Origin of the sequence: Streptomyces sp. NPDC058796 (assembly GCF_042745235.1) — a bacterium.
Classification (GTDB): Bacteria; Actinomycetota; Actinomycetes; order Streptomycetales; family Streptomycetaceae; genus Streptomyces.
Map to the genome: position 1 here is coordinate 113044 of NZ_JBHYOP010000015.1, position 23853 is coordinate 136896.

Here is a 23853-nt window from a genome sequence, read left to right on the forward strand (position 1 = left end):
GACGGGCGGCATACCGCTCAGTACATTCGAGTAAACCCTCGTTCACTCCTCGGCCTGTGCGGGCCGGAAAAGGGGATCGCAGCTCATGTCTTCCGCAACTTCTGGAACGAACGGCACGACCTCCGTCATCGTCGCGGGTGCCCGCACCCCGATGGGGCGGCTCCTCGGCTCGCTCAAGTCCTTCTCCGGCGCCGACCTCGGAGGCTTCGCCATCAAGGCCGCCCTCGACCGCGCGGGGATCGGCGGCGACCAGGTCCAGTACGTGATCATGGGGCAGGTGCTCCAGGCCGGCGCCGGTCAGATCCCGGCCCGCCAGGCCGCCGTCAAGGCCGGCATCCCCATGAACGTCCCGGCGCTCACGATCAACAAGGTCTGCCTGTCCGGCCTGGACGCGATCGCGCTCGCCGACCAGCTCATTCGCGCCGGTGAATTCGACGTGGTCGTCGCCGGCGGCCAGGAGTCCATGACCAACGCACCGCACCTGCTGCCGAAGTCCCGCGAGGGCTACAAGTACGGCGCGGTCCAGATGCTCGACGCCATGGCGCACGACGGTCTGACCGACTCCTTCGAGAACATCGCCATGGGCGAGTCCACCGAGAAGCACAACACCCGCCTCGGCATCGAGCGCGCCGCCCAGGACGAGATCGCCGCCCTCTCCCACCAGCGCGCCGCCGCCGCCCAGAAGAACGGGATCTACGAGGCCGAGATCGCCCCGGTCGAGATCCCGCAGCGCAAGGGCGACCCGGTGCTGTTCAGCAAGGACGAGGGCATCCGCGGCGACACCACCGCCGAGTCACTGGGCAAGCTGCGCCCGGCCTTCTCCAAGGACGGCACGATCACCGCGGGCTCCTCCTCGCAGATCTCCGACGGCGCCGCGGCCGTGGTCGTCATGAGCAGGGCCAAGGCGCAGGAGCTCGGCCTGGAGTGGATCGCGGAGATCGGCGCCCACGGCAACGTGGCCGGCCCGGACAACTCTTTGCAGTCGCAGCCGTCGAACGCCATCCAGCACGCCCTGAAGAAGGAAGGGCTGGATGTCTCCGACCTCGACCTGATCGAGATCAACGAGGCCTTCGCGGCCGTCGCCGTGCAGTCAATGAAGGACCTCGGCGTCTCCACCGAAAAGGTGAACGTCAACGGCGGCGCGATCGCGCTGGGCCACCCCATCGGCATGTCCGGCGCCCGCCTGGTGCTGCACCTGGCGCTGGAGCTGAAGCGGCGCGGCGGCGGGGTCGGCGCGGCGGCGCTGTGCGGCGGCGGCGGCCAGGGCGACGCGCTGATCGTGCGGGTGCCCAAGGCCTGACTTCGGGTCACCGGGTAAGGACCCGGGTGACGACTTCTCACTGAACGGAGCTGTGATGCAGGACGTCTCCTCGCTGGTGGCCCAGGCCAGGGAAGGCCGGCCGCGGGCCGTGGCCCGGCTGATCTCGCTGGTGGAGGGGGCGTCCCCGCAGCTCAGGGAGGTCATGGAGACGCTGGCGCCGCTCACGGGCAACGCCTACGTCGTCGGCCTGACCGGTTCCCCCGGCGTCGGCAAGTCGACGTCGACCTCGGCGCTGGTGACGGCGTACCGCAAGCAGGGCAGGCGGGTCGGCGTCCTGGCCGTCGACCCGTCCTCCCCCTTCTCCGGCGGCGCCCTGCTCGGCGACCGCGTGCGGATGTCGGAGCACGCCTCCGACCCGGGCGTCTACATCCGCTCGATGGCGACCCGCGGCCACCTCGGCGGCCTCGCCTGGGCGGCGCCGCAGGCGATCCGCGTCCTCGACGCGGCGGGCTGCGACGTGATCCTGGTCGAGACGGTGGGCGTCGGCCAGTCGGAGGTCGAGATCGCCTCCCAGGCCGACACCTCCGTCGTCCTCCTCGCCCCGGGCATGGGCGACGGCATCCAGGCCGCGAAGGCCGGCATCCTGGAGATCGGCGACGTCTACGTCGTCAACAAGGCCGACCGCGACGGCGCCGACGCCACCGCCCGCGAGCTGAACCACATGCTCGGCCTCGGCGAGGCCCGCGGTCCCGGCGACTGGCGCCCGCCCATCGTCAAGACGGTCGCCGCGCGCGGCGAGGGCGTCGACGAGGTCGTCGAGGCGCTGGAGAAGCACCGCGCGTGGATGGAGGAGCGGGACGTCCTGGCCGAACGCCGCCGCGCCCGCGCCGCCCGCGAGGTCGAGACCATCGCCGTCACCACCCTGCGCGAACGCATCGGCGACCTCCACGGCGACCGCCGCCTCGGCGCCCTCGCGGAGCGCATCGTCGCGGGCGAACTGGACCCGTACCGCGCGGCGGACGAACTGGTGGCGGGCCTGACCAACGGCTGACGCGGGCTTCCGGGCGCGGTGCCGGACGCCGCTCGCGCCCAGGACGCGGGCAGTGACCTGGCACCGTGCGTGCCCGCCGTCGGCCGGCGAAGGGGTGACGCGGCCGCACCCGGTGTCCGTCCGGGCCCGCGGCAGGAACGCCCGCCGGGTTGTCGGCGGTCCTGCCGCCAAGTGGCCGGGGAAGCGGCGGCGCGTCGGCTCGCGTCCGGTGTTCGCCCGGCCCCGGGGCGGAGGGTCCGCCGGTGGGCGGCCTCTTCGGTGCCGGGTGGTCGGGGAAAGGGAGAGTCGGCCCGCGCCTGGTGCCGGTCCGGTCCCCGGCGTCGGTCCCGGTGGCGGCTGGTGCCGGGCCGGGTGCGGGTTGCGGCCCAGGGGCGGGTGGTGGCCCGGAGTTGGGGCGCCTGGGTGCCGGTGCAGGGGGAGTGCGGCGCCTCGGCACGCGCTCGTGCGGGCCCGGTCCCGCGGCAGGGTGCCGGCCGGCGGGCGGCCATCTCGGTACGGGGCGGCCCGCGAAGGAGAGGCCCGTCCGCCGGCGGCGGGAGCGCCCGCCGGGCCGGGGAGTGCGGCGCCGGCATGTGATTGGTGTGCGTCCGGTTCCGCGGCAGGGGTGTCCGCCGGTGGCGGTCGGCTTGGTCCGGCGGTCGGGCAAGGGATGGCGCGCCCGCCCGCACCCAGCGTCCGTCGGGCTGCGCGGCGTGCGCGGCCGTCGGCGGCCGGTGCTGAAAACGGCGTGCGGCCGTCAGGTCGCGCTGCTACCTTGACGCGCGTGTTCCTCCTCTTGGCCTAGGGCCCGCCCCGCACGCGACCGCCGCATCCGGCCGTCGCGCGCTTCGGCGTCCCCTCGTTGCCTCCCCTCTGAGGAACCCCTCGCGTGTCCACGCCCACTCCGCGGCCCTCGTACGCCGCCGTGCTCCGTGTCCCCCATGCCCCCCGCACCTTCGCGGCCGCCCTCGTCGGCCGGCTGTCGTACGGCACGGTCTCCCTCGCCCTGATGCTCTCCCTGACCCGGTCCACCGGGTCGTACGCCGTGGCCGGCACGGTCATGGCCGTCTTCGGCGGCACGGGCGTCCTCGCCTCCCCCTACCGCGCGGCGCTCGTCGACCGGCACGGCCTGCGCCGGGCCCTGACCCCCATGGCCCTGCTCTACGGCGGCCTTCTCTGCGCGCTGGCGGAACTGTGCCGGCACCCCGGTGTGCCCGCGGCCGTGCTCGCCGTGGCCGCCGCGCTCGCGGGGGCCTGCACGCCGCCGCTCGGCTCCACGATGCGCGCGGTGTGGGCCGGACTGCTCCCGGACAGGCACCTGCTGCGGCGCGCGTACAGCCTGGACGGCGTCGCCGAAGAACTGCTCTTCGTCTCCGGCCCGCTCCTGGTCGGCGCCGTCGTGGCCGTCGCCCCGCCGGCCGCCGGCCTCGTCCTCAGTGCGTTCCTGGTGGTCGCGGGCACGCTCGCCTTCGTCGCCTCACCGGCGGCGGCCGTACTGCGGCCGGCGGGGGAGGAGAAGGGCGACCTCCCCGTGCCCGGGAGCGGCGGCTCCGGGCAGGGCCGGGCCCTGCTGCAGCCCGTCGTCGTCGCGGCGTGCGTCGGTGTCTCGGTGAGCGCCGTCGACCTCCTCGTCGTCGCCTACGCGGGGGTGCGCGACCTCGGGGACGGCGCCGTCGCCTGGGTGCTCGCGGCGCTGTCGGTGGGCAGCGCGGTCGGCGGTCTCGCCAACGGTGCCGTCGCCTGGAGTTCGCCCACCCGCGCCCGGCTCCCGTTCTTCGCGGCCGGTCTCGGCATCTGCCTCGCCGCCGCCGGTCTCGCGCCCGGCCTCGGCACGCTGATCGTGGCCGTCACGTGCGCGGGGCTGTTCGTGGCCCCGGCGCTGACCACGGCCTACCTGGTCGCCGACGAGAGCGCGGCCCCCGGGTTCCGGGTCCGGGCCGGTACCTGGTGCAACACGGCCGTGAACGCGGGGATGTCGGCCGGTGCCGCCGCCGTGGGCCTGCTGGTGGAGCGGCTGCCGCTGCCGGTGTGCTTCGCGTTGTCCGGCGCGGTCGCCGCGGCGGCGGCGCTGGTGCCGGGGCGCCGCCGCCGGGGGGCCGCCGGGCGGCCGGGCCCGGTCAGTCGTCGTCCGAGCCGGAGTCGTCGGCGTCGTCGGAGTCCGAGTGGTGCGAACGGTCGGCCGTGACCTTGCCGGTCCTCAGGTCGACGCGCCAGTCCTGCTCGCCCTTGCCGGATGCGGTCTCGACCTCCCAGGCGGCCTTGCCGTCACCGTGGTACCCGTCCTCGTCCAGCTCCACGGAGGTCACGGTCCCGCGGCCGGCGGCGGCCTCCGCGGCCTCGGCGGCGTCCACGGAGGCGCCCTTCAGCGCGGCCCGCACCTCGTCGGTGTCGTCCTCGTCGTCGGTCTCGGAGCCGAGCACCTTGCCGGAGCCCGGATCGATGCGGACGCTGTGCCAGGTGCCGTCGCCGCCGAGGACGTCGACCTCCCAGACCGCACGCTCGCGGCCGTCGCCGTCGTCGCCGTCCTCGTCGTCCAGCTCGGCGGAGACGGTGGTGCCCGGGGCCCCCTTCAGGGCGGCTGCGACGGCCTCGGCGGCCGTCACCTTCGCGGAGGACGCGCGGGCGGCGTCGTCGCGGTCGTCGTCCCCGTCGTCGTCCTGGTCACGGTCACGGGAGTCGCCGCGGTCGTCCGCGTCGTCGTCCGCGGCGCCCTTCGCGTCGTCGTCCCGGTCCCGGACGTCCGACTGGCGCGCCGTACCCGGGTCGTCGTCCCCCGCGGTCGCCAGCGCCGTCGCCGTACCGCCCCCGATCAGTGCGGCGGCGGTGACGACGGCGATCACGATGTTGCGCTTCATGCGGAATCCTCCCGAGTCATACAAGTTCGTCTGGTGTCGCTGTGCTTTCGACACCCTCACTGTCGGGGACGGACGCTGAGGCGGAGCTGAAGCCACCTGAAGGCTTCTTCAGCTACGTTTTGCGAGTCTTTACGCATGCGCCTGTTGATCGTGGAGGACGAGAAGCGCCTCGCCGTGTCGCTCGCCAAGGGCCTCACCGCCGAGGGCTACGCCGTGGACGTCGTCCACGACGGCCGGGAAGGCCTGCACCGGGCCGGTGAGGGCGTGTACGACCTCGTCATCCTCGACATCATGCTGCCCGGCCTCAACGGCTACCGGGTCTGCGCCGCCCTGCGCGCCGCCGGCCACGACGTGCCGATCCTGATGCTCACCGCCAAGGACGGTGAGTACGACGAGGCGGAGGGGCTGGACACGGGCGCCGACGACTACCTCACCAAGCCCTTCTCGTACGTCGTCCTCGTCGCCCGTGTGAAGGCCCTGCTGCGGCGCCGGGCACAGGGCGCCGGAGCCTCGCCCGTGCACGTCCACGGGGACCTGAAGGTCGACACCGCCGCCCGCCGGGTCTTCCTGGGCGAGCGCGAAGTGACCCTCACGGCGAAGGAGTTCGCCGTCCTGGAACAGCTGGTGGTGCGGGCCGGGCAGGTGGTGTCCAAGGCCGAAATCCTGGAGCACGTCTGGGACTTCGCCTACGACGGCGACCCCAACATCGTCGAGGTCTACGTCAGCGCCCTGCGGCGCAAGCTGCGCGCGGCCCTCATCCGGACCGTGCGCGGCGCCGGCTACCGGCTGGAGGTCGAGCGATGAAGCGCCTCTTCGGGTCGGTCCGGGCGCGGGCCACGCTCGCCGCCACCCTCGTGGTCGCCGTCGCCCTGGTCGCGGCCGGCACCGCCGTCCTGCTGTCCCTGCGGTCCAACCTGCTCGGCGAGGCGGGCACCCAGGCGGAACGCTCCGCCCGCGAGGTAGCCACCGAACTGGCCGTCGGGACGCCGTACGGCGAGCTGTCCCTGGACGTCGACGACCGCCCGTTGCAGATCGTCGACGAGGACGGCCGGCTCGTCGCCGCCAGCGAGGACCTGGAACGGATCAGCGGCACCGGCGTCGACGCGGTGAAGCCGCAGCCGGCCCCCACCGGCGACGACGCCGAGGACGGCGGCTCGGACGATGACGACGACTCCGCCGAGGCGCTCGAAGCCGGTGAGATCGGCGAGCGGACCACCGTCAGCGACGGCTCGGCGACGATCGACGGGGACACGGAGGACTACCGCTTCGCCGCCGTACCCGTCGAGACCGACGCGCAGGGGAGGCTCACCGTCTGGGCCGGCGCCCCGCTGTCCGCCGAGCACGGCGCCGTGAGCACCGCGCTGACCGTCATGCTGATCGGCTTCCCGCTGCTGCTCGTGGTCGTCGGGTGGGTGACCTGGCTGGTCACCCGGCGCGCGCTGCGGCCCGTGGAGGGCATCCGCCGGGAGATGGCCGCGATCACCGCCAGCGAGGACCTGGCGCGCCGCGTCCCGGTGCCGGGCACGCACGACGAGGTGGCCAGGCTCGCCTCGACCACCAACGAGACGCTGGCCGCCCTGGAGTCCTCGGTGGAGCGGCAACGGCGTTTCGTCGCCGACGCCTCGCACGAGCTGCGCAGCCCGATCGCCTCGCTGCGCACCCAGCTGGAGGTGGCCGCCGCCCACCCGGAGCTGCTGGACCTGGACGGCGCCGTGGAGGACACCGTACGGCTGCAACGGCTCGCCGCCGACCTGCTGCTGCTGGCCCGGCTGGACGCGGGGGAGCGGCCCGCCGACGCGCGCGTCGACCTCGCCGAGTTGGCGCGGGAGGAGACGGGGGGCAGGGCCGGGGTGCGGGTGCGGGCCGAGGACGACGTGACGGTCGCCGGGTCGCGCGGGCAGCTGGGCCGGGTGCTGGCCAACCTGCTGGACAACGCCCAGCGGCACGCCCGCTCGGCCGTGGAGGTGTCCGTGCGGCGGGACGGGGAGGCGGCGGTGGTCGCGGTGGCCGACGACGGGGAGGGCGTGCCGGCGGCCGACCGGGAGCGGGTCTTCGAGCGGTTCGTACGGCTCGACGCCGCCCGCAGCCGCGACGACGGCGGGGCCGGGCTGGGCCTGGCCATCGCCCGCGACGTCGCCGTACGGCACGGCGGCACGCTCACGGTCCACGACGCACCGGCAGGCGGTGCCCTGTTCGAGCTCCGCCTGCCGGCTGCCTAGACCGTTGCCATGGCTATGGACAGTGCTGTGATCAGGGGCGCCCGCGCTGCCCGCGCAGGTGCTCCGCGATCGGCTTGAGGGCCTTGTCCAGCTCCGTCAGGGCCTCGGGGGCCAGCAGGTCGATGAAGTGCCGGCGGACGGACGCCACGTGGTGCGGGGCGACCTTCCGCATCGTCTCCAGGCCGTGCTCGGTGAGGACGGCGTAGAGCCCGCGGCGGTCGGACTCGCAGTTCTCCCGCCGGACCAGGTTCGCGTTCTCCATGCGGGTGATCTGGTGGGAGAGGCGGCTCTTGGACTGCATCGTGGCGGTGGCCAGGTCGCTCATCCGCATGCGGTCGCCCTCCGACTCGGAGAGGTTCACCAGGATCTCGTAGTCGTTCATCGTCAGGCCGAACGGCTGCAGGTCCTTCTCGAGCTGGTGCGTCAACAGTCTGTTGACCTCCAGGTGGGTGCGCCAAGCACACTGCTCCGTATCGGTCAGCCAGCGGGTGGCCGTCTCGGTCTCCATGTATGAAGTCTACCTAAAATGTTGAAAGGCGAACTAGTGAGGGTGATCCGTGACGGTGACGGTGCGCACGCGTTCGACGTCACACTCCGCAGATTACCGCTCACAGCCCGAAGCGGCGCTGGAGGTCCCCCAGCTGTCCGGGAAGCCCCGGTACCCCGGACCGGCCTCCCGGACCCCCGGAAGCGCCGCCTGCGGGCACTCCCGCCTGCTGCGGGGCGACCCCCGTCGCCTGCTCCGGCATCAGCGTCTCGCTCGACTGCAGCAGCACCGTCCCCGCGCCGGCGAACTCGAACTGGTGCTCCTCCCCGGAGGCCCCGCCGAGCCCCGTCATCGCACGTAGACCGCCCAGCAGGCCGGTCATGTACCCGTGGTCGTAGTGATGGCACGGGGACGGGCAGTCCGCCCAGCCGACCAGGGCCTGCGGGTCGACCCGGATCGGCGGCTCCATGAACACCACCGGACCGTTCGACGCGGCCACGAACTTCCCGGTTCCGATCAGGGTCAGAAAACCCGGCACGATCGACTGCTTGAGAGCGAGACTTGGCTGAAAAGCAAGCAGGTTGCCCGAGCGAATGGTCAGGTTGCCGTCTTCGAGGTCATACGAGTTCACATCGAATGCCCGGTCGGCGAGGAGCATCTTGCCCGAGCCCTCCGCGACGACCCAGTCGCTCGCGTGCAGAGGCGAATGGAACGACGTACGCATCAGACGGTCCAGCCGCCCGTGCCCGACCCCGTTGAACTCGATCGCCCCGTAGTAGGCGATCATCTTCCCCTTCTGCAGGAACCACTGGCTCCCCTTGAGCTCCACGCAGAAGGTGTACGGGTTGACGTTGTCGTCCGCCGGCAGGGTCGCCGGGTCGTGGTGCACCGCGCTCACAGCTTCTCCTCCGAGGCCTGGACGAACACCGTGCCACTGCCGCTCAGCTCCAGCTGGAACGCCTCGCCCGAGCCCCGTCCGACCATGTCCCGCCAGCCCAGTGCCGTGGACAGCTTGTTGCGCACGTCACCGTGGTGGGCGACGTATGCCTGCGGGTCGACGCGCACCGGCCGCTGCGGGGTGATCGGCACCTCGAAGACGCCGCCGTGCGCCATCACCGCCACCGAGCCGTGGCCCCGCAGCGTCGTCGTGAACAGCCCCTGCCCGCTCACCTGGCCGCGCACCATGCCCATCACCCCGCCCTGCGAGCCCAGGAACACGGTGTTCTGCTCCAGCGTGCCCTCGAAGGCGAGGAGCCGGTCCGCCTCCACGTACAGCGTGTCGCCGGAGAGTTCGATCACCTGCACGTGATGGCCGCCGTGCCCGAAGAGCACCGTGCCGCTGCCCTCGACGGTCATCAGCGGCGTGTCCTCGTTCGCCACCCGGCGCCCGATCATCGACATGACCCCGCCCTGACCGCCGCCCATGTTCGGGGTGAAGGACACGTCCCCCTGGTAGGCGAGCATCGCCCCGCGCTGACTGAACAGCCGCTGCCCGGGCGCCACGGTCGCCTGCACCATCTTCGAGTTGATCTCCCGGAAGCCCATGTCACACATCCCCCGCGATCGTGTTCCGCTCGCTCGGCTGCACGTACACCAGCCCGTCGCCCTCGAAGCGGATCTGGAAGGCCTCCCCGCCGCCCTCACCGAACAGCGTGCGGAAGGTCACACCCGACTGGAAGGACTGCCGCAGGTTCCCCTGGTGCGCGACGTACGCCCCCGGGTCGACGGTCAGCGGGTACTGGGCGCTGACCCGCAGCACCACCGCCGGCCCGTCCGACATGATCGCCACCTGTCCGCGCCCCTCCACGGTCGTGGTGAACAGACCGTTGCCCTGCGAGGCGCCGCGCGTCCCCGTGAAGCTGGTGCCGGTCCGCAGTCCGGCGTCGGCCGCCAGGAAGTTGCTCGACTCGACGTACAGCCTGTCGCCCTGGAGGCCGACGAGGTTGATCTCCGAGGCCCGGTCCGCGAACCAGCAGGTCCCGTGCCCCTTCACCTCCATCACCGTCATCTGCTCGCCGGTGAGCCGCCGGGTCACCATGCCCCGGATGCCCTCACCGCCGCCGCTCAGCTTCTTGAAGGCCATCTCCCCGTCGTACGCGACCATCGAGCCGTTCTTCGCCTTCACGGCGTCCCCGGTCATGTCGACGGCGAGTACCTTGCTTCCTTGAAGTCGGAACATCGCCACAAATGTGACGGTAGCCCGCCGGGCGGCCCCGCCGACAGGTCTCCGACCCCCTCGCCCGGGCGCGTCGGGGGTTTGCCACAATGGACGCGCGCTTGTGCGTTCGTTCACAAAGCACCGGCTCGCCGAGCGTGCCCGAGTACCGATTCCCCTCCCACCGAAGGTGACCCGTGGACCTCAAGACCGCCTCCGCCCTCCGCCGCCTCCGCCTGGTCTCCGGCCCCGAGGCGATCTCGTTCCTGCTGCTCCTGGTCTGCTCCGTGCTGAAGCGGACCACCGACTTCAACGCGGTGCCCGTGATGGGCGCGGTCCACGGCTTCCTCTTCATCCTGTACGTGATCTTCTGGGCGGACGCCTGGAACCGCGCCAAGTGGTCCTTCGGCGCCGCCGCCTTCTACTTCGTCATGTCGGTCCTGCCGACCGGCGGCTTCTTCGCCGAGCGCAGGCTCAAGCGCGAGGCCGAGAGCGCGGTCATCGCCTCCCGCGCCCGCCAGGAAGGGGTCGTGGGCGCATGATCGTCGCCTTCTCCGTGACGCCGCTCGGCGTCGGCGAGGACGTGGGGGAGTACGTCGCCGACGCCGTCCGGGTGGTCCGCGAGTCGGGCCTGCCCAACCGCACGGACGCGATGTTCACGTCCGTCGAGGGCGAGTGGGACGAGGTCATGGACGTCGTCCGCCGGGCCGTCGCCGCCGTCGAGGCCCGGGCGCCGCGCGTCTCCCTGGTGCTCAAGGCGGACATCCGGCCCGGCGTGACCGACGGCCTCACCGCGAAGGTGGAGACGGTCGAACGCCACCTCGGCCAGTAGCGGTGCGCCGCGGGCGGTGGTATCGAAAGGCGAGACGGGGCTGACCGGGATATGACCGGCCGGTAGGGTCTGATGCCGTGCCGAAGCCCCTCAGTCTCTCCTTCGACCCCATCGCCCGCGCCGACGAACTGTGGAAGCAGCGCTGGGGCGGTGTGCCGTCCATGGCCGCGATCACCTCGATCATGCGGGCGCACCAGATCCTGCTGGCCGAGGTGGACGCGGTGGTCAAGCCGTACGGGCTGACCTTCGCACGCTACGAGGCGCTGGTGCTGCTGACCTTCTCGAAGTCGGGGGAGCTGCCGATGTCCAAGATCGGCGAGCGCCTCATGGTGCACCCCACCTCCGTGACGAACACCGTCGACCGGCTGGTGAAGTCGGGCCTGGTCGACAAGCGCCCCAACCCCAACGACGGCCGCGGAACGCTCGCCACCATCACCGACAAGGGGCGCGAGGTGGTCGAGTCGGCCACCCGCGACCTCATGGCGATGGACTTCGGCCTGGGCGCGTACGACGCCGAGGAGTGCGGCGAGATCTTCGCGATGCTCCGTCCGCTGCGGGTCGCCGCCGGCGACTTCGAGGACGTCTGAGCGAGTCGCCGGGCCCGCCCGGAGATCGCGCGAAACGGACGGTTAGGCTCGTTCCCATGAAAAAGAGCGTGCTGACCCGCTACCGGGTCATGGCGTACGTCACCGGTGTGCTGCTGATCCTGCTCTGCCTCGGCATGATCGCCAAGTACCTGCTGGACATGGACGGCGCGGCCGACTTCACACGCGTCGTCAGCATCGCGCACGGCTGGCTGTACGTCGTCTACCTCGTCTTCGCCTTCGACCTGGGCGCCAAGGCGAAGTGGAAGGTCAGCAAGCAGCTGTGGGTGCTGCTGGCCGGGACCGTCCCGACCGCCGCGTTCTTCGTGGAGCGCCGGATCAGCCGGGAACTGGACGCCAAGGTCGCCGCGACCGAGGCGCCCGCCGCCGTCAAGGCGTAGCCGGGTCCTGTCAAGCCCTCCGACCGCCGTACGGGCACCCGTACGGCGGTACCCCATCGACATTTACTTGGACGTCCTAGTAAATTCGAGGGTATGGATGCTGACGCCATAGAGGAGGGCCGCCTTCGCTGGCAGGCCCGGTACGACGCGGCGCGCAAGCGCGACGCCGACTTCACCACGCTCTCCGGCGATCCCGTGGAGCCGGTGTACGGGCCCAGGCCCGGGGACGCCTACGAGGGCTTCGAGCGGATCGGCTGGCCGGGGGAGTACCCCTTCACCCGTGGCCTGCATCCGACCGGGTACCGGGGGCGTACGTGGACCATCCGGCAGTTCGCCGGGTTCGGCAACGCCGAGCAGACCAACGAGCGCTACAAGATGATCCTCCGCAACGGCGGCGGAGGGCTCTCGGTCGCCTTCGACATGCCGACCCTCATGGGCCGCGACTCCGACGACCCGCGCTCCCTCGGCGAGGTCGGGCACTGCGGCGTGGCCATCGACTCGGCGGCCGACATGGAGGTGCTGTTCAAGGACATCCCGCTCGGTGACGTGACGACCTCCATGACGATCAGCGGGCCCGCCGTGCCCGTGTTCTGCATGTACCTGGTCGCCGCCGAACGCCAGGGCGTGGACGCGTCCGTGCTCAACGGCACGCTCCAGACCGACATCTTCAAGGAGTACATCGCGCAGAAGGAGTGGCTCTTCCAGCCCGAGCCGCACCTGCGCCTGATCGGCGACCTGATGGAGTACTGCGCGGCCGGCATCCCCGCCTACAAGCCGCTCTCCGTCTCCGGCTACCACATCCGCGAGGCCGGGGCGACGGCCGCGCAGGAGCTGGCCTACACGCTGGCGGACGGCTTCGGGTACGTGGAGCTGGGGCTCAGCCGCGGACTGGACGTGGACGTCTTCGCGCCGGGGCTGTCCTTCTTCTTCGACGCGCACCTCGACTTCTTCGAGGAGATCGCCAAGTTCCGCGCGGCCCGCAGGATCTGGGCGCGGTGGATGCGGGACGTGTACGGCGCGAAGACCGACAAGGCGCAGTGGCTGCGCTTCCACACGCAGACCGCCGGTGTCTCGCTGACCGCGCAGCAGCCGTACAACAACGTGGTGCGTACGGCGGTGGAGGCGCTGGCGGCGGTGCTCGGCGGGACGAACTCCCTGCACACCAACGCGCTGGACGAGACCCTCGCGCTGCCCAGCGAGCAGGCCGCGGAGATCGCCCTGCGCACCCAGCAGGTGCTCATGGAGGAGACCGGCGTCGCCAACGTCGCCGATCCGCTGGGCGGCTCCTGGTTCATCGAGCAGCTGACGGACCGGATCGAGGCCGACGCGGAGAAGATCTTCGAGCAGATCAAGGAGCGGGGGCTGCGGGCCCACCCCGACGGACAGCACCCCGTCGGGCCGATCACCTCCGGCCTCCTGCGCGGCATCGAGGACGGCTGGTTCACCGGCGAGATCGCCGAGTCCGCCTTCCGGTACCAGCAGGCCCTGGAGAAGGACGACAAGAAGGTCGTCGGCGTCAACGTCCACACCGGTTCCGTCACCGGTGACCTGGAGATCCTGCGGGTCAGCCACGAGGTGGAGCGCGAGCAGGTGCGGGTGCTCGGGGAGCGCAGGGCGGCCCGGGACGACGCGGCCGTGCGCGCGGCGCTGGACGGGATGCTGGCCGCCGCCCGCTCCGGCGCGAACATGATCGAGCCGATGCTGGACGCGGTGCGCGCGGAGGCGACGCTGGGTGAGATCTGCGGCGTGCTGCGGGACGAGTGGGGGGTGTACACGGAGCCGGCGGGGTTCTAGGGGCCGACCTGACGGCGCGGGCGTCGTCCCAGGGGGCTCCGCCCCCTGGGCCCCGGGCCTATGCCCAACCGTCACCCGACTCGGTGGGCCGGGAGGCCAGACCCCACAGCAGCACCTGCGTGAAGCTCCGCACCCACTCGCCGTCCGCCGCCTCCGCACTGACCAGGGTGCGGTGCACCACCGCGCCCGCCACCACGTCGAAGATGAGGTCCGCCGTGCGGGCGGCCTCCGCCGGATCCGGCTCGGCGGGCAGTTCCCCCCTGGCGTGGGCCCGCGCCCGGCCCTCCAGCACCAGACGCTTCTGCCGCTCCACGATCGACGTACGGATACGCTCGCGCAGCGCCTCGTCGCGCGTGGACTCGGCGACCACCGCCATCAGACCGCTCTTGGCCTCCGGACGGGCCAGGATCGCCGCGAACTGGAGCACCACGCCCTCGATGTCGGCGGCCAGGGAGCCCCGGTCGGGCAGCCGCAGCTCGTCGAAGAGCTCGGCGACCGCGTCGACGACCAGTTCGTTCTTGCCCGCCCAGCGGCGGTACAGCGTCGTCTTGGCAACCCCGGCGCGCGTGGCGACGTCCTGCAGGGTGAGCTTCGACCAGCCCAGTTCCACCAGGGCCGCCCGCGTCGCGGCCAGGATCGCGGTGTCCGCCGCGGCGCTGCGCGGGCGCCCGGCGCGGCCGGCGGGGGTGCTGCTCTGCATTCCCCGACCTTAACCGGCGGGTAACGAACGGGCGTCCGTGAGGCAGATCACGGAAAGGGGCTGTTCCGGCGAGCCGTCCTGGTATTACGCTACGGGTCGTAGCGAAAGCACGGGCCTGCCCGTGCCCCAGCGACGACCACGGGCGTGGGGTGGGGACCCGGCGCCGGCACGACTGCCGACAACACACTTCCAGGCGGGCTTTGACCCCGCTTTTCACGCACACGCGCGGTACGGGGGAGGATAGACCCATGCAGCCACGGAACATGTCCATGAGCGGGGTCGTCGACCTCGCCGCGGTGAAGCAGGCCCAGGAGGCCAAGGCGAAGGCGGAGCAGGCGCGCGCCGAGGCGGCCCGGAACGGCGGGACGGGCGCCGTCTCCCCGGCCGACCTCGTCATCGACGTCGACGAGGCCCGTTTCGAGAGCGACGTCCTGCAGCGGTCCACCGAGGTCCCGGTCGTCATCGACTTCTGGGCCGAGTGGTGCGAGCCCTGCAAGCAGCTGAGCCCGGTGCTGGAGCGGCTCGCCGTCGAGTACAACGGGCGCTTCCTCCTCGCCAAGATCGACGTCGACGCCAACCAGATGCTGATGCAGCAGTTCGGCGTCCAGGGCATCCCGGCCGTCTTCGCGGTCGTGGCGGGGCAGGCGCTGCCGCTCTTCCAGGGCGCCGCGAGCGAGACGCAGATCCGCCAGACCCTCGACCAGCTGGTGCAGGTCGCGGAGCAGCGCTTCGGTCTGACCGGTCTCGCCGTCGACCCCGAGGCGGAGCCGGGTGCCGCCCAGGCCGCCGCCCCCGAGCGTCCCGCCGGTCCGCACGACGCGGCGCTCGAGGCCGCGGTGCGGGCGCTGGACGCCGGTGACCTGGGCGGGGCCGTCCAGGCGTACAAGAACGTGCTGGCCGAGGAGCCGGGCAACACGGAGGCCAAACTGGGCCTCGCCCAGGCCGAGTTGCTCCAGCGCGTGCAGAACGCCGACCCGCAGCGGGTCCGTCAGGACGCGGCCGACAAGCCGGGCGACGCCCAGGCTCAGATCGCCGCCGCCGACCTGGACCTGGTGGGAGGTCACGTGGAGGACGCCTTCGGGCGCCTCATCGACACGGTCCGCGTCACGGCCGGCGACGACCGGGACGCCGTACGGCTGCGGCTGCTGGAGCTGTTCGAGGTCGTCGGCGCCGACGATCCGCGGGTGGCCGCGGCGCGCAGGGCGCTGGCCCGCGCCCTGTTCTAGCGGGCGGTTCGACCGCCCGGCACCGCCCGGTCGCCCGCCGTTCGTCCGGGTGGTGCCCGTGTGAAAGAGCTGTCGCCGGTGCGTCACTGCGGCCGCGCTTTGCCAAATCTTGGTAATCGCGGCCGCTGTTACTGCCAGTAAGTCGACGGCGTCGGTCTGTCGGATTCTGTCCATCGATCAATAGTTTTGTTCCGACCGCAGGGCACACCCAGCGTCGCCGTTCGGGGGCGGTGTGTCGTGCTCCGGTTGTCGAGCCGTTACCAGCGAGTAACGAACCCCCTTGTGTCGACGCCGAGAATGCACCACGATCGGCGACGCTCGGTCCATTCCCGTACCCCGAAAGCCAGTCGGGTCGCGGGGGTTCCTGGGTCCCCACCGAGCAGAGTCGGCGGCAGTGGCGCCGGCTCTTGGGCAGGGGGGTCTTCGTCCACCCGGCGAAGCCTGCCCAGCAGGGTTGTGCGTGATGCGTGTCAGGCGCGACCAGTGGTTGTCGCTCGGGGGTGATCGCCGGTGATTCGGGCTCGTTCCATACGTGCCGCCGAGCGCGGGCGCTCTCCTTCCCGAGGACGTAGCACTTCTCCCATCCCTGCCAGGCCCAGCCGCCGCTTCGGGGGCTGGCCGAGGCCAGGAGATGTACGTCCGAGAAGGAGGAAATATGGAGTCCCAGGTGCGTGGCGGGACCAGATGGAAGCGGTTCGCTGTGGTGATGGTGCCCAGCGTTGCCGCCACGGCGGCGATAGGCGTCGCGATGGCGCAGGGTGCCCTCGCCGCGTCGTTCAGCGTGTCGGGGCAGTCGTTCAAGGTGACGGCCAAGCAGCTCAAGGGCGAAGGCTTCACCCAGTACGGCGCCCTCACCGAGGGGTACACGCTCACCGGTGACAAGGTGCACCACCCGGTGGCGGTCTCGTCGTTCAGCGAGGCGCACATCCAGAAGATGTGCCAGTCGGTCGTCACCCCGAACATCCCGGTGATCGGCTCTGTCACGCTCCGGCTGGAGGCCGGTGACAGCCCGGACGAGGACAAGCAGGTCTACGCCAAGAACCTGCAGCTCGACGTCGAGAAGCTCGAAGCCGACGCCACCTTCACCGGTATGGAGATCGGCGTGGCGGCCGGTGACCTGAGCAAGGGTCCCGGTATGCAGGGCGGCAAGGAGCAGGCCAACAGGTTCGGCTTCGCGCAGCAGTCCGACACCGCCGTGCTCACGGGCGTGAAGCAGACGGCGTGGGCGACCACTGCCGGAACCTTCAAGCTGAGCGGCCTGAGCATGTCGCTGCACAAGGGCACCAAGGCCGAGTGCTACTGAGCACTCACTGACGGGCGGGGCCGGAAGCGCCCCGTCCGTCCACTCTCCGGCTGCGCCGTCCGCGCGGCCGGACTTCTCCACCACAGCAAAGCCGTACAGGGAGCTGTTTTCCATGAGCGCCGAAACCCCTGCTGCCGTATCCGGCCAGTTCACCCGCCGGAGGCTGCAGTTCCGTGCCTGGCGAGGCGCGCGGCCGTTCTGGGCCGGCCTGTTCGTCGCGCTCGCCGGCTTCCCGATCATGTACTTCCCTTACGCGAATCTGCAGATCGGTCACCTGACGCTTGCCATGTCGACCACCGCCGGTGCCGGCTCCCTGATCATCGGCGTGCTGCTCGTGGTCCTTGGCATGAGTCTCTGGTTCCAGCGGCACATCAGGGTGTTCGCGGGCGTCGCCGCGATCCTTCTGGGGCTGGTCTCCATTCCGGTCTCCAACTTCGGCGGCTTCGTCATCGGGTTCCTCTTCTCGCTGGTCGGAGGAGCGATGGCGGTGTCCTGGGCACCGGGGACGCCTTCGGAGACCGAGTCGCCGGGGGAGGGCGAGGGGAGGGACGGAACGCCCGGGGGCGCACTGCCCGGCACTGCCGAGTCCGATGCCGCCCTCCCGCAGCCGAGGGCGGAGGCCGGTGCGCCGGACGAGCCGAACGACCTGTCAGGAACTAGCCCGGCCAACGGGGCGAACGGGAGGCACAGTGCCGGCTGACGAGGACATCCGCGCGACTGACGCGGAGGCGTCCCCCGCGAGAACCGGGCCGCGCCACGCGGCTCCCAGGAAGCCGCTGTTCAACAGGTTCCACATGCCTGCCGGCAAGGCGGTCGCCCTGGCCGCCATGCCCACGGCGGTCCTCATGGGACTGGGCTTCACGCCCACCCTCGCCGTCGCGGACGGCAACGACCAGGGCGCACCGCCGGCCAACAGCCTGACGGCGGAGGAGTACAAGGCCTGTGTGGAGGCCATGACGGGTGACGACGAGGAAGCGTCCGCGTCTCCCACGCCCTCACCTTCGTCGTCCGACCAGCCGGACGACGACAGGGGTGGCAGGGCCGAAGAGCCCGGCGCCCCGGAATCCGCAGGCGACGTTGCGGACAAGGGCACGGACACGGGCGAGGCCTCTTCGTCGGATTCAGGTTCCGACGACGCGGCCGGCCCCGCCCCGAGCCCCTCCGCGTCGCAGGAGAAGCCGGCGCGGAGCGGGGAGCCGTCGTCCTCGCCCTCCGCATCCCCCTCACCGTCCGCCTCCGAGTCCGGCGGGGGCCTGCTGGAAGGCCTCGGCGACGCCATCGAGGGCATCTTCACCGGCGGCGACCGGTCCGAGGAAGCCGAGAGCCCCTCGCCGACCCCCTCGGCGTCGACGAGCGGGAAGGCCGGCGAGGACGTGTCCGACCCGGCGAAGGAGACCACCGGCAAGGCCACCGGCCCGGCGAAGGAAGCGGTGAAGGACCCGGCCGGCGCTGCGTCGGAGGCGGCCGAGGACACCGAGGAGTCGGCGGCCGGGGCGGCCCGGGAAGACGCCGAGGGCAAGGCGGAGGAGGAGACCGGGGGCGCCACCGCCTCGCCGAGCCCGAGCCCCAGCACCTCCGAGAGCGCCCGCCCCGACCCGGAGGACTGCCCCGTCGCCACGGACGCGGAGGGCGGGGTCGACAACTCCGTTCCGCTGCCCGACGACCCCTGGCACCTCGAGGCAAGTTCGCTGCTCCTCAAGGGTGCCTCCTACGAGGGCATCGTCGAGGTGAAGACGGCGAGCGGCAAGACCAAGAGGGTACTGAAGTACGTCATATCGAACGGCACGGACATCGGCGACCTGCACCAGATCGTCAAGGATCAGCAGATCGGCAAGACCTACCACGTGCAGGCGGCCAAGGGATCGACGTCCACGATCCGCGACGGCGACACGGTGATGTACACGGAGAGCATCTCGGGCAACCTGCTCGGGCTGATCCCGATCACCTTCGACCCGGAGCACCCGCCGCCCCTGGACATCCCGCTCATCTACTTCACCGACGTGAAGGTGGTGCAGGCGGGTCAGTTCGGAGGGACCCTGCACATACCCGGGCTGCACCAGTACATCACCGGCTGAGACCGGTCAGGCCGAGCCGAGGGCGCCCCCTGCGACAGGGGGCGCCCTCGGCGTCGTACGGAAACCCGCGCGGTGTCAGCCGCGCCGCGTCTCGCCCAGGTGCAGCACCCGGACCATGTTGGTGGTGCCGGGCACGCCGGGGGGCGAACCGGCGGTGATCACGACGATGTCGCCGTCGCTGAACCGGCCGAGGCGGGCCGTCTCCTGGTCCACCAGGTCGACCATCTCGTCCGTGGTGTTGACGAACGGCACGACGTGCGGCTCCACGCCCCAGCTGAGCGCCAGCTGGTTGCGGGTGGACTCGTCGGTGGTGAAGGCCAGGATCGGCTGGGCCGCGCGGTAGCGGGAGAGCCGGCGGGCGGTGTCCCCGGACTGGGTGAAGGCCACCAGGCCCTTGCCGCCCAGGAAGTCGGCGATCTCGGCGGCGGCGCGGGCCACCGAACCGCCCTGCGTGCGGGGCTTCTTGCCCGGCACCAGCGGCTGCAGGCCCTTGGAGAGCAGCTCCTGCTCGGCGGCGGAGACGATCTTCGACATCGTCTTGACGGTCTCGATCGGGTACGCGCCCACCGAGGACTCGGCGGACAGCATCACCGCGTCGGCGCCGTCCAGGATCGCGTTGGCCACGTCGGAGGCCTCGGCGCGGGTCGGGCGGGAGTTGGTGATCATCGACTCCATCATCTGGGTCGCCACGATCACCGGCTTGGCGTTGCGGCGGCACAGCTCGATCAGCCGCTTCTGCACCATGGGGACCTTCTCGAGCGGGTACTCGACGGCCAGGTCGCCACGGGCGACCATCACGCCGTCGAATGCCATCACGACGTCCTCCATGTTCTCGACCGCCTGCGGCTTCTCCACCTTGGCGACGACGGGGACCCGGCGGCCCTCCTCGTCCATCACGCGGTGCACGTCGGCGACGTCCTTGGCGTCCCGCACGAAGGAGAGGGCGACCAGGTCGCAGCCCATCCGCAGCGCGAACCGCAGGTCCTCGACGTCCTTCTCGCTGAGCGCGGGGACGTTCACGGCCGCACCGGGCAGGTTGATGCCCTTGTGGTCGGAGATGACGCCGCCCTCGATGACGATCGTCTTCACCCGGGGGCCCTCGACCTCGGTGACCTTCAGCTCGACGTTGCCGTCGTTGATGAGCACCTGGTCGCCCTTGGTGACGTCACCGGGCAGGCCCTTGTACGTCGTGCCGCAGATCGTCCGGTCGCCCGGTACGTCCTCGGTGGTGATGGTGAACTCGTCACCGCGCACCAGCTCGACGGGACCCTCGGCGAAGGTCTCCAGGCGGATCTTCGGGCCCTGGAGGTCGGCGAGGACACCGATGGCCCTGCCGGTCTCCTTGGCGGCGGCCCGGACACGGTCGTAACGGCCCTGGTGCTCGGCGTGCGTGCCGTGGCTGAAGTTGAAGCGGGCCACGTTCATGCCGGCCTCGATCAGCGCTACGAGCTGCTCGTGGGAGTCGACCGCGGGGCCGAGAGTACAGACGATTTTCGAACGGCGCATGGGTGCCATCCTATCGGTTTGTTTCGGCGCGGAATATTCCGTCTGGCGGAAAATACAAAAGGGCGGGATGCCGCTCAGGTGAGATTCCCCGAACCATTTACCAGCGCGTAGGTTTGTGTCGCGATCTCCATTTCCTCGTCGGTCGGCACCACGGCCACCGCCACCCGCGCGTCCGCGGGCGAGATCAGCCGCGCCTCGTCGCCGCGTACGGCGTTCAGCTCGCCGTCCACCACCAGGCCCAGCCCCTCGAGGCCCGCCACCGCAGCCTCGCGCACCGGCGCCGCGTTCTCGCCCACCCCGGCCGTGAAGGCCACCGCGTCCACCCGTCCGAGAACGGCGTAATAGGCGCCGATGTACTTCTTCAGCCGGTGAATGTAGATGTCGAAGGCCAGCCTCGCCCGCTCGTCGCCCTCGTCCACCCGGCGGCGGATCTCCCGCATGTCGTTGTCGCCGCACAGGCCGAACAGGCCGCTCCTCTTGTTGAGGAAAGTGTCGATCTCGTCCGTGGACATTCCGCCAACGCGCTCCAAATGGAAGATGACCGCAGGGTCCAGGTCTCCCGACCGGGTACCCATCACCAGGCCCTCCAAGGGCGTCAGCCCCATGGAGGTGTCCACGCACCGGCCGCCCTCGACCGCCGAGGCCGAGGCGCCGTTGCCCAGGTGGAGCACGATGACGTTGACCTCCGACGGGTCCTTGCCCAGCAGCCGCGCGGTCTCGCGGGAGACGTACGCGTGCGAGGTGCCGTGGAAGCCGTAGCGGCGGATGCGGTACCGGTCGGCGATCTTCGGGTCGATCGCGTAGCGCGCCGCGGCCTGGGGCATCGTGGTGTGGAACGCGGTGTCGAAGACCGCCACCTGGGGCAGGTCGGGACGGAGCGCCTGCGCGGTGCGGATCCCGGTGAGGTTGGCCGGGTTGTGCAGCGGCGCGACGGGGACCAGCCGCTCGATCTCCGTGAGGACGCTCTCGTCGATGAGGGTGGGCTCGGTGAAGAACATGCCGCCGTGCACCACCCGGTGCCCGATCGCGGCCAGTTCCGGGGAGTCCAGGCCCAGACCGTCCCGGCCCAGCTCCGCGGCGACCGCCTTCAGGGCGGCCTCGTGGTCGGCGATCGGGCCGTGCTGCTCCCGGGTGTCGCCGTCGGTCACGCGGGTGTGCTTCAGCCGCGAGGTCTGCTCCCCGATGCGCTCGACCAGCCCGACCGCCAGGCGCTCACCGTCCCGCATGTCGATGAGCTGGTACTTCACCGACGAGGAGCCGGAGTTGAGGACGAGGACACGGGTGGAACTCACTGGGCGGAGACCTTCTCGCTCGGGGACTGCTGGGCCTGGATCGCCGTGATGGCGACGGTGTTGACGATGTCCTGGACGAGCGCGCCCCGGGACAGGTCGTTGACCGGCTTGCGCAGCCCCTGGAGGACCGGGCCGACGGCGATCGCGCCGGCCGAGCGCTGCACGGCCTTGTAGGTGTTGTTGCCGGTGTTCAGGTCGGGGAAGATCAGCACGCTGGCCTGCCCGGCGACCTCCGAGCCCGGCAGCTTGGTCGCGGCGACCGACGGCTCCACGGCCGCGTCGTACTGGATCGGCCCCTCGATGCGCAGGTCGGGCCGCCCGGAACGGACCAGCTCCGTCGCCTCGCGCACCTTGTCGACGTCGGCGCCGGAACCGGACGTGCCCGTCGAGTACGACAGCATCGCGATCCGCGGGTCCACCCCGAACCGCGCCGCCGTGGCCGCCGACTGCGTGGCGATGTCGGCGAGCTGCTCGGCGTCCGGGTCCGGGTTGACCGCGCAGTCGCCGTAGACCAGCACCTTGTCGGCCAGGCACATGAAGAACACGGACGACACGATCGACGCGTCCGGCTTGGTCTTGATGATCTCGAAGGCCGGACGGATCGTCGCCGCCGTCGAGTGCACCGACCCCGACACCATCCCGTCGGCGAACCCTTCCTGCACCATCAGCGTGCCGAAGTAGTTCACGTCGGAGACCACGTCGTACGCCAGCTCCACGGTCACGCCCTTGTGGGCGCGCAGGGCCGCGTACTTCTCGGCGAAGGAGTCCCGCAGCTCGGAGACGGCCGGGTCGATCAGCTCGGCGCCCTCCAGGTCGATGCCCAGGTCGGCGGCCTTCTTGCGGATCTGCTCGACGGGACCGAGCAGCGTCAGCTCGCACACGCCCCGGCGCAGCAGCACCTCCGCCGCGTGCAGCACCCGCTCCTCGGTGCCCTCGGGGAGGACGACCCGGCGCAGGTCGGAGCGGGCCTGCTCCAGCAGCTTGTGCTCGAACATCATCGGGGTGACGCGGTCGCTGCTCGGCGCGGAGACCCGGTCGCTGAGGTCGGCGGTGTCGACGTAGCGCTCGAAGAGGCCGAGGGCGGTCTCCGCCTTGCGCGGGCTGGCCGCGCCCAGCTTGCCCTCCAGGGAGAACAGCCGCTCGGCGGTGGGGAAGCTGTTGCCGGTCACCGAGAGCACCGGGGTGCCGGGGGCCAGGCGGGCGGCGAGGGTGAGGATGCCGTCGCCCGGCACCTCGTTCAGCGTGAGCAGCACCCCGGCTATCGGCGGGGTGCCGGCGCTGTGCGCGGCGAGGGTGCCGACCACCAGGTCGGCGCGGTCGCCGGGGGTGATGACCAGGCAGCCCGGGGTCAGGGCGGCGAGCAGGTTCGGCAGCATGGCGCCGCCGAAGACGAAGTCCAGCGCGTCCCGGGCGAGCCCCGAGTCGTCGCCCAGGATCACCTTGGCATCGAGGGCGTGCGCGATCTGCGAGACGGTCGGCGCGGACAGCGCGGGCTCGTCCGGCACCACCCAGCACGGCACCGGCAGCCGGCCGCCGAGCAGCCCGGCGATCTCGTCCCGGTCCTCGCGGGCGACCCGGTTGGTCACCATGGCCAGCACGTCGCAGCCCAGCGTGTCGTAGGCGCGGAAGGCGTTGACGGTCTCGGCGAGCACGGACTCGGCGGGCTGCCCCCGTCCGCCCACGACCGGGAGGACCGAGGCGCCGAACTCGTTGGCGAGCCGCGCGTTCAGCGACAGCTCGTCCGGGAGCTGCGTGGCGGCGAAGTCGGTGCCGAGGACGAGGACGACGTCGTAGTCCCGGGCGACCAGGTGGAAGCGGTCGACCAGCGCGGAGACCAGCTCGTCCGTGCCCTGCTCGGCCTGGAGCGCCGACGCCTCCTGGTAGTCCATGCCGTACACGGTCGAGGGGTCCTGCGAGAGCCGGTAGCGGGACCGCAGCAGCTCGAAGAGCCGGTCGGGTCCGTCGTGGACCAGGGGACGGAAGACGCCGACCCGGTCGACCTGCCGGGTCAGGAGCTCCATGACCCCCAGTTCGACGACCTGGCGGCCGTCGCCGCGGTCGATACCGGTCACGTACACGCTGCGCGTCACGCGTGCTCTCCGTTTCGTCTGGTGGCGGCTGTCCCGTGCACAA

Annotated in this window: 23 protein-coding genes; 14 read left to right on the plus strand and 9 right to left on the minus strand. The window is 71.6% G+C overall.

What is annotated here, in order from left to right:
• The first annotated feature begins 85 nt into the window (after positions 1-85).
• From ACFW47_RS31465 to ACFW47_RS31475, 3 genes are all read left to right on the plus strand, one after another.
• Positions 86-1300 (plus strand): acetyl-CoA C-acetyltransferase, encoded by a 1215-nt coding sequence (locus ACFW47_RS31465; protein WP_386307815.1) that lies wholly within the window; start codon positions 86-88, stop codon positions 1298-1300.
• A 55-nt stretch (positions 1301-1355) separates the two neighbouring features.
• Positions 1356-2312 carry a methylmalonyl Co-A mutase-associated GTPase MeaB gene (meaB, locus tag ACFW47_RS31470; RefSeq protein ID WP_386288689.1) on the plus strand — a complete coding sequence of 319 codons (957 nt, stop codon included), beginning with the start codon at positions 1356-1358 and terminating at the stop codon, positions 2310-2312.
• A gap of 868 nt (positions 2313-3180) precedes the next feature.
• A complete protein-coding gene (locus tag ACFW47_RS31475) occupies positions 3181-4476 on the plus strand; it encodes an MFS transporter (RefSeq protein WP_386307816.1) in 1296 nt (431 codons plus the stop codon).
• Here the strand turns inward: ACFW47_RS31475 and ACFW47_RS31480 are convergent.
• Positions 4409-5146 carry a PepSY domain-containing protein gene (locus ACFW47_RS31480; protein WP_386307818.1) on the minus strand — a complete coding sequence of 246 codons (738 nt, stop codon included), beginning with the start codon at positions 5144-5146 and terminating at the stop codon, positions 4409-4411. The genes ACFW47_RS31475 and ACFW47_RS31480 overlap by 68 nt on opposite strands.
• A gap of 135 nt (positions 5147-5281) precedes the next feature.
• On the opposite strand from ACFW47_RS31480, the gene ACFW47_RS31485 reads away from it, so the two are divergent.
• Both ACFW47_RS31485 and ACFW47_RS31490 read left to right on the plus strand, forming a co-directional pair.
• Complete coding sequence (locus ACFW47_RS31485; protein WP_100048256.1) at positions 5282-5950, plus strand: response regulator transcription factor; 669 nt, start codon at positions 5282-5284, stop codon at positions 5948-5950.
• Complete coding sequence (locus ACFW47_RS31490) at positions 5947-7365, plus strand: ATP-binding protein (protein ID WP_386288695.1); 1419 nt, start codon at positions 5947-5949, stop codon at positions 7363-7365. The genes ACFW47_RS31485 and ACFW47_RS31490 overlap by 4 nt, the downstream gene beginning before the upstream one ends.
• 31 nt (positions 7366-7396) lie before the next feature.
• Here the strand turns inward: ACFW47_RS31490 and ACFW47_RS31495 are convergent, their stop codons facing one another.
• The 4 genes from ACFW47_RS31495 to ACFW47_RS31510 all read right to left on the minus strand — a co-directional run bounded on the left by ACFW47_RS31495 (position 7397) and on the right by ACFW47_RS31510 (position 10031).
• Positions 7397-7873 carry a MarR family winged helix-turn-helix transcriptional regulator gene (locus ACFW47_RS31495; RefSeq protein ID WP_073724102.1) on the minus strand — a complete coding sequence of 159 codons (477 nt, stop codon included), beginning with the start codon at positions 7871-7873 and terminating at the stop codon, positions 7397-7399.
• Between the two features lie 100 nt (positions 7874-7973).
• The gene (locus tag ACFW47_RS31500) at positions 7974-8750 is read right to left on the minus strand and encodes an AIM24 family protein (RefSeq protein WP_386288697.1); all 777 of its coding nucleotides are present in this window, start codon (positions 8748-8750) and stop codon (positions 7974-7976) included.
• Positions 8747-9397 (minus strand): AIM24 family protein, encoded by a 651-nt coding sequence (locus ACFW47_RS31505; protein ID WP_386288699.1) that lies wholly within the window; start codon positions 9395-9397, stop codon positions 8747-8749. Before ACFW47_RS31505 ends, ACFW47_RS31500 begins: the two co-directional genes overlap by 4 nt.
• Position 9398: 1 nt before the next feature.
• Entirely contained in the window at positions 9399-10031 is a 633-nt protein-coding gene (locus ACFW47_RS31510) for an AIM24 family protein (RefSeq protein WP_386307819.1), read from the minus strand.
• Positions 10032-10204: 173 nt separating this feature from the next.
• Between ACFW47_RS31510 and ACFW47_RS31515 the strand changes: the two genes are divergently transcribed.
• From ACFW47_RS31515 to ACFW47_RS31535, 5 genes are all read left to right on the plus strand, one after another.
• On the plus strand, positions 10205-10549 hold the full coding sequence (locus tag ACFW47_RS31515; protein ID WP_386307820.1) for a DUF3817 domain-containing protein: 345 nt from the start codon (positions 10205-10207) through the stop codon (positions 10547-10549).
• Positions 10546-10839 (plus strand): MTH1187 family thiamine-binding protein, encoded by a 294-nt coding sequence (locus ACFW47_RS31520; protein WP_386307821.1) that lies wholly within the window; start codon positions 10546-10548, stop codon positions 10837-10839. Before ACFW47_RS31515 ends, ACFW47_RS31520 begins: the two co-directional genes overlap by 4 nt.
• Positions 10840-10916: 77 nt before the next feature.
• A complete protein-coding gene (locus tag ACFW47_RS31525; protein ID WP_386288706.1) occupies positions 10917-11426 on the plus strand; it encodes a MarR family winged helix-turn-helix transcriptional regulator in 510 nt (169 codons plus the stop codon).
• A 56-nt stretch (positions 11427-11482) separates the two neighbouring features.
• Positions 11483-11824, plus strand: a complete 342-nt coding sequence (locus tag ACFW47_RS31530; RefSeq protein ID WP_386288707.1) for a DUF3817 domain-containing protein — start codon at positions 11483-11485, stop codon at positions 11822-11824.
• A 93-nt stretch (positions 11825-11917) separates the two neighbouring features.
• Positions 11918-13618 (plus strand): methylmalonyl-CoA mutase, encoded by a 1701-nt coding sequence (locus ACFW47_RS31535; protein WP_386288709.1) that lies wholly within the window; start codon positions 11918-11920, stop codon positions 13616-13618.
• Positions 13619-13676: 58 nt separating this feature from the next.
• On the opposite strand, the gene ACFW47_RS31540 is transcribed toward ACFW47_RS31535, so the two are convergent.
• A complete protein-coding gene (locus ACFW47_RS31540; protein WP_386288711.1) occupies positions 13677-14318 on the minus strand; it encodes a TetR/AcrR family transcriptional regulator in 642 nt (213 codons plus the stop codon).
• A gap of 248 nt (positions 14319-14566) precedes the next feature.
• Here ACFW47_RS31540 and ACFW47_RS31545 point away from each other — a divergent pair, with 248 nt between their 5' ends.
• The 4 genes from ACFW47_RS31545 (at position 14567) to ACFW47_RS31560 (ending at position 18922) form a co-directional block, all read left to right on the plus strand.
• Positions 14567-15544 carry a tetratricopeptide repeat protein gene (locus ACFW47_RS31545; protein ID WP_386288713.1) on the plus strand — a complete coding sequence of 326 codons (978 nt, stop codon included), beginning with the start codon at positions 14567-14569 and terminating at the stop codon, positions 15542-15544.
• 655 nt (positions 15545-16199) lie between these two features.
• Positions 16200-16847 carry a DUF6230 family protein gene (locus tag ACFW47_RS31550; RefSeq protein WP_386288715.1) on the plus strand — a complete coding sequence of 216 codons (648 nt, stop codon included), beginning with the start codon at positions 16200-16202 and terminating at the stop codon, positions 16845-16847.
• 112 nt (positions 16848-16959) lie between these two features.
• Positions 16960-17547, plus strand: coding sequence for a DUF6114 domain-containing protein (locus ACFW47_RS31555; RefSeq protein WP_386307823.1), 588 nt, complete (start codon positions 16960-16962; stop codon positions 17545-17547).
• Positions 17537-18922 (plus strand): hypothetical protein, encoded by a 1386-nt coding sequence (locus ACFW47_RS31560; RefSeq protein ID WP_386307825.1) that lies wholly within the window; start codon positions 17537-17539, stop codon positions 18920-18922. Before ACFW47_RS31555 ends, ACFW47_RS31560 begins: the two co-directional genes overlap by 11 nt.
• Before the next feature lie 75 nt (positions 18923-18997).
• Here ACFW47_RS31560 and pyk read toward each other — a convergent pair whose 3' ends face one another.
• From pyk to pta, 3 genes are all read right to left on the minus strand, one after another.
• Positions 18998-20428: a pyruvate kinase gene (gene pyk / locus ACFW47_RS31565; RefSeq protein WP_386288720.1), complete on the minus strand. Its 1431-nt coding sequence runs from the start codon at positions 20426-20428 to the stop codon at positions 18998-19000.
• A gap of 74 nt (positions 20429-20502) precedes the next feature.
• Positions 20503-21720: an acetate kinase gene (locus ACFW47_RS31570; protein WP_386288722.1), complete on the minus strand. Its 1218-nt coding sequence runs from the start codon at positions 21718-21720 to the stop codon at positions 20503-20505.
• Complete coding sequence (gene pta / locus ACFW47_RS31575; protein WP_386307826.1) at positions 21717-23810, minus strand: phosphate acetyltransferase; 2094 nt, start codon at positions 23808-23810, stop codon at positions 21717-21719. Before pta ends, ACFW47_RS31570 begins: the two co-directional genes overlap by 4 nt.
• Positions 23811-23853: the final 43 nt, after the last annotated feature.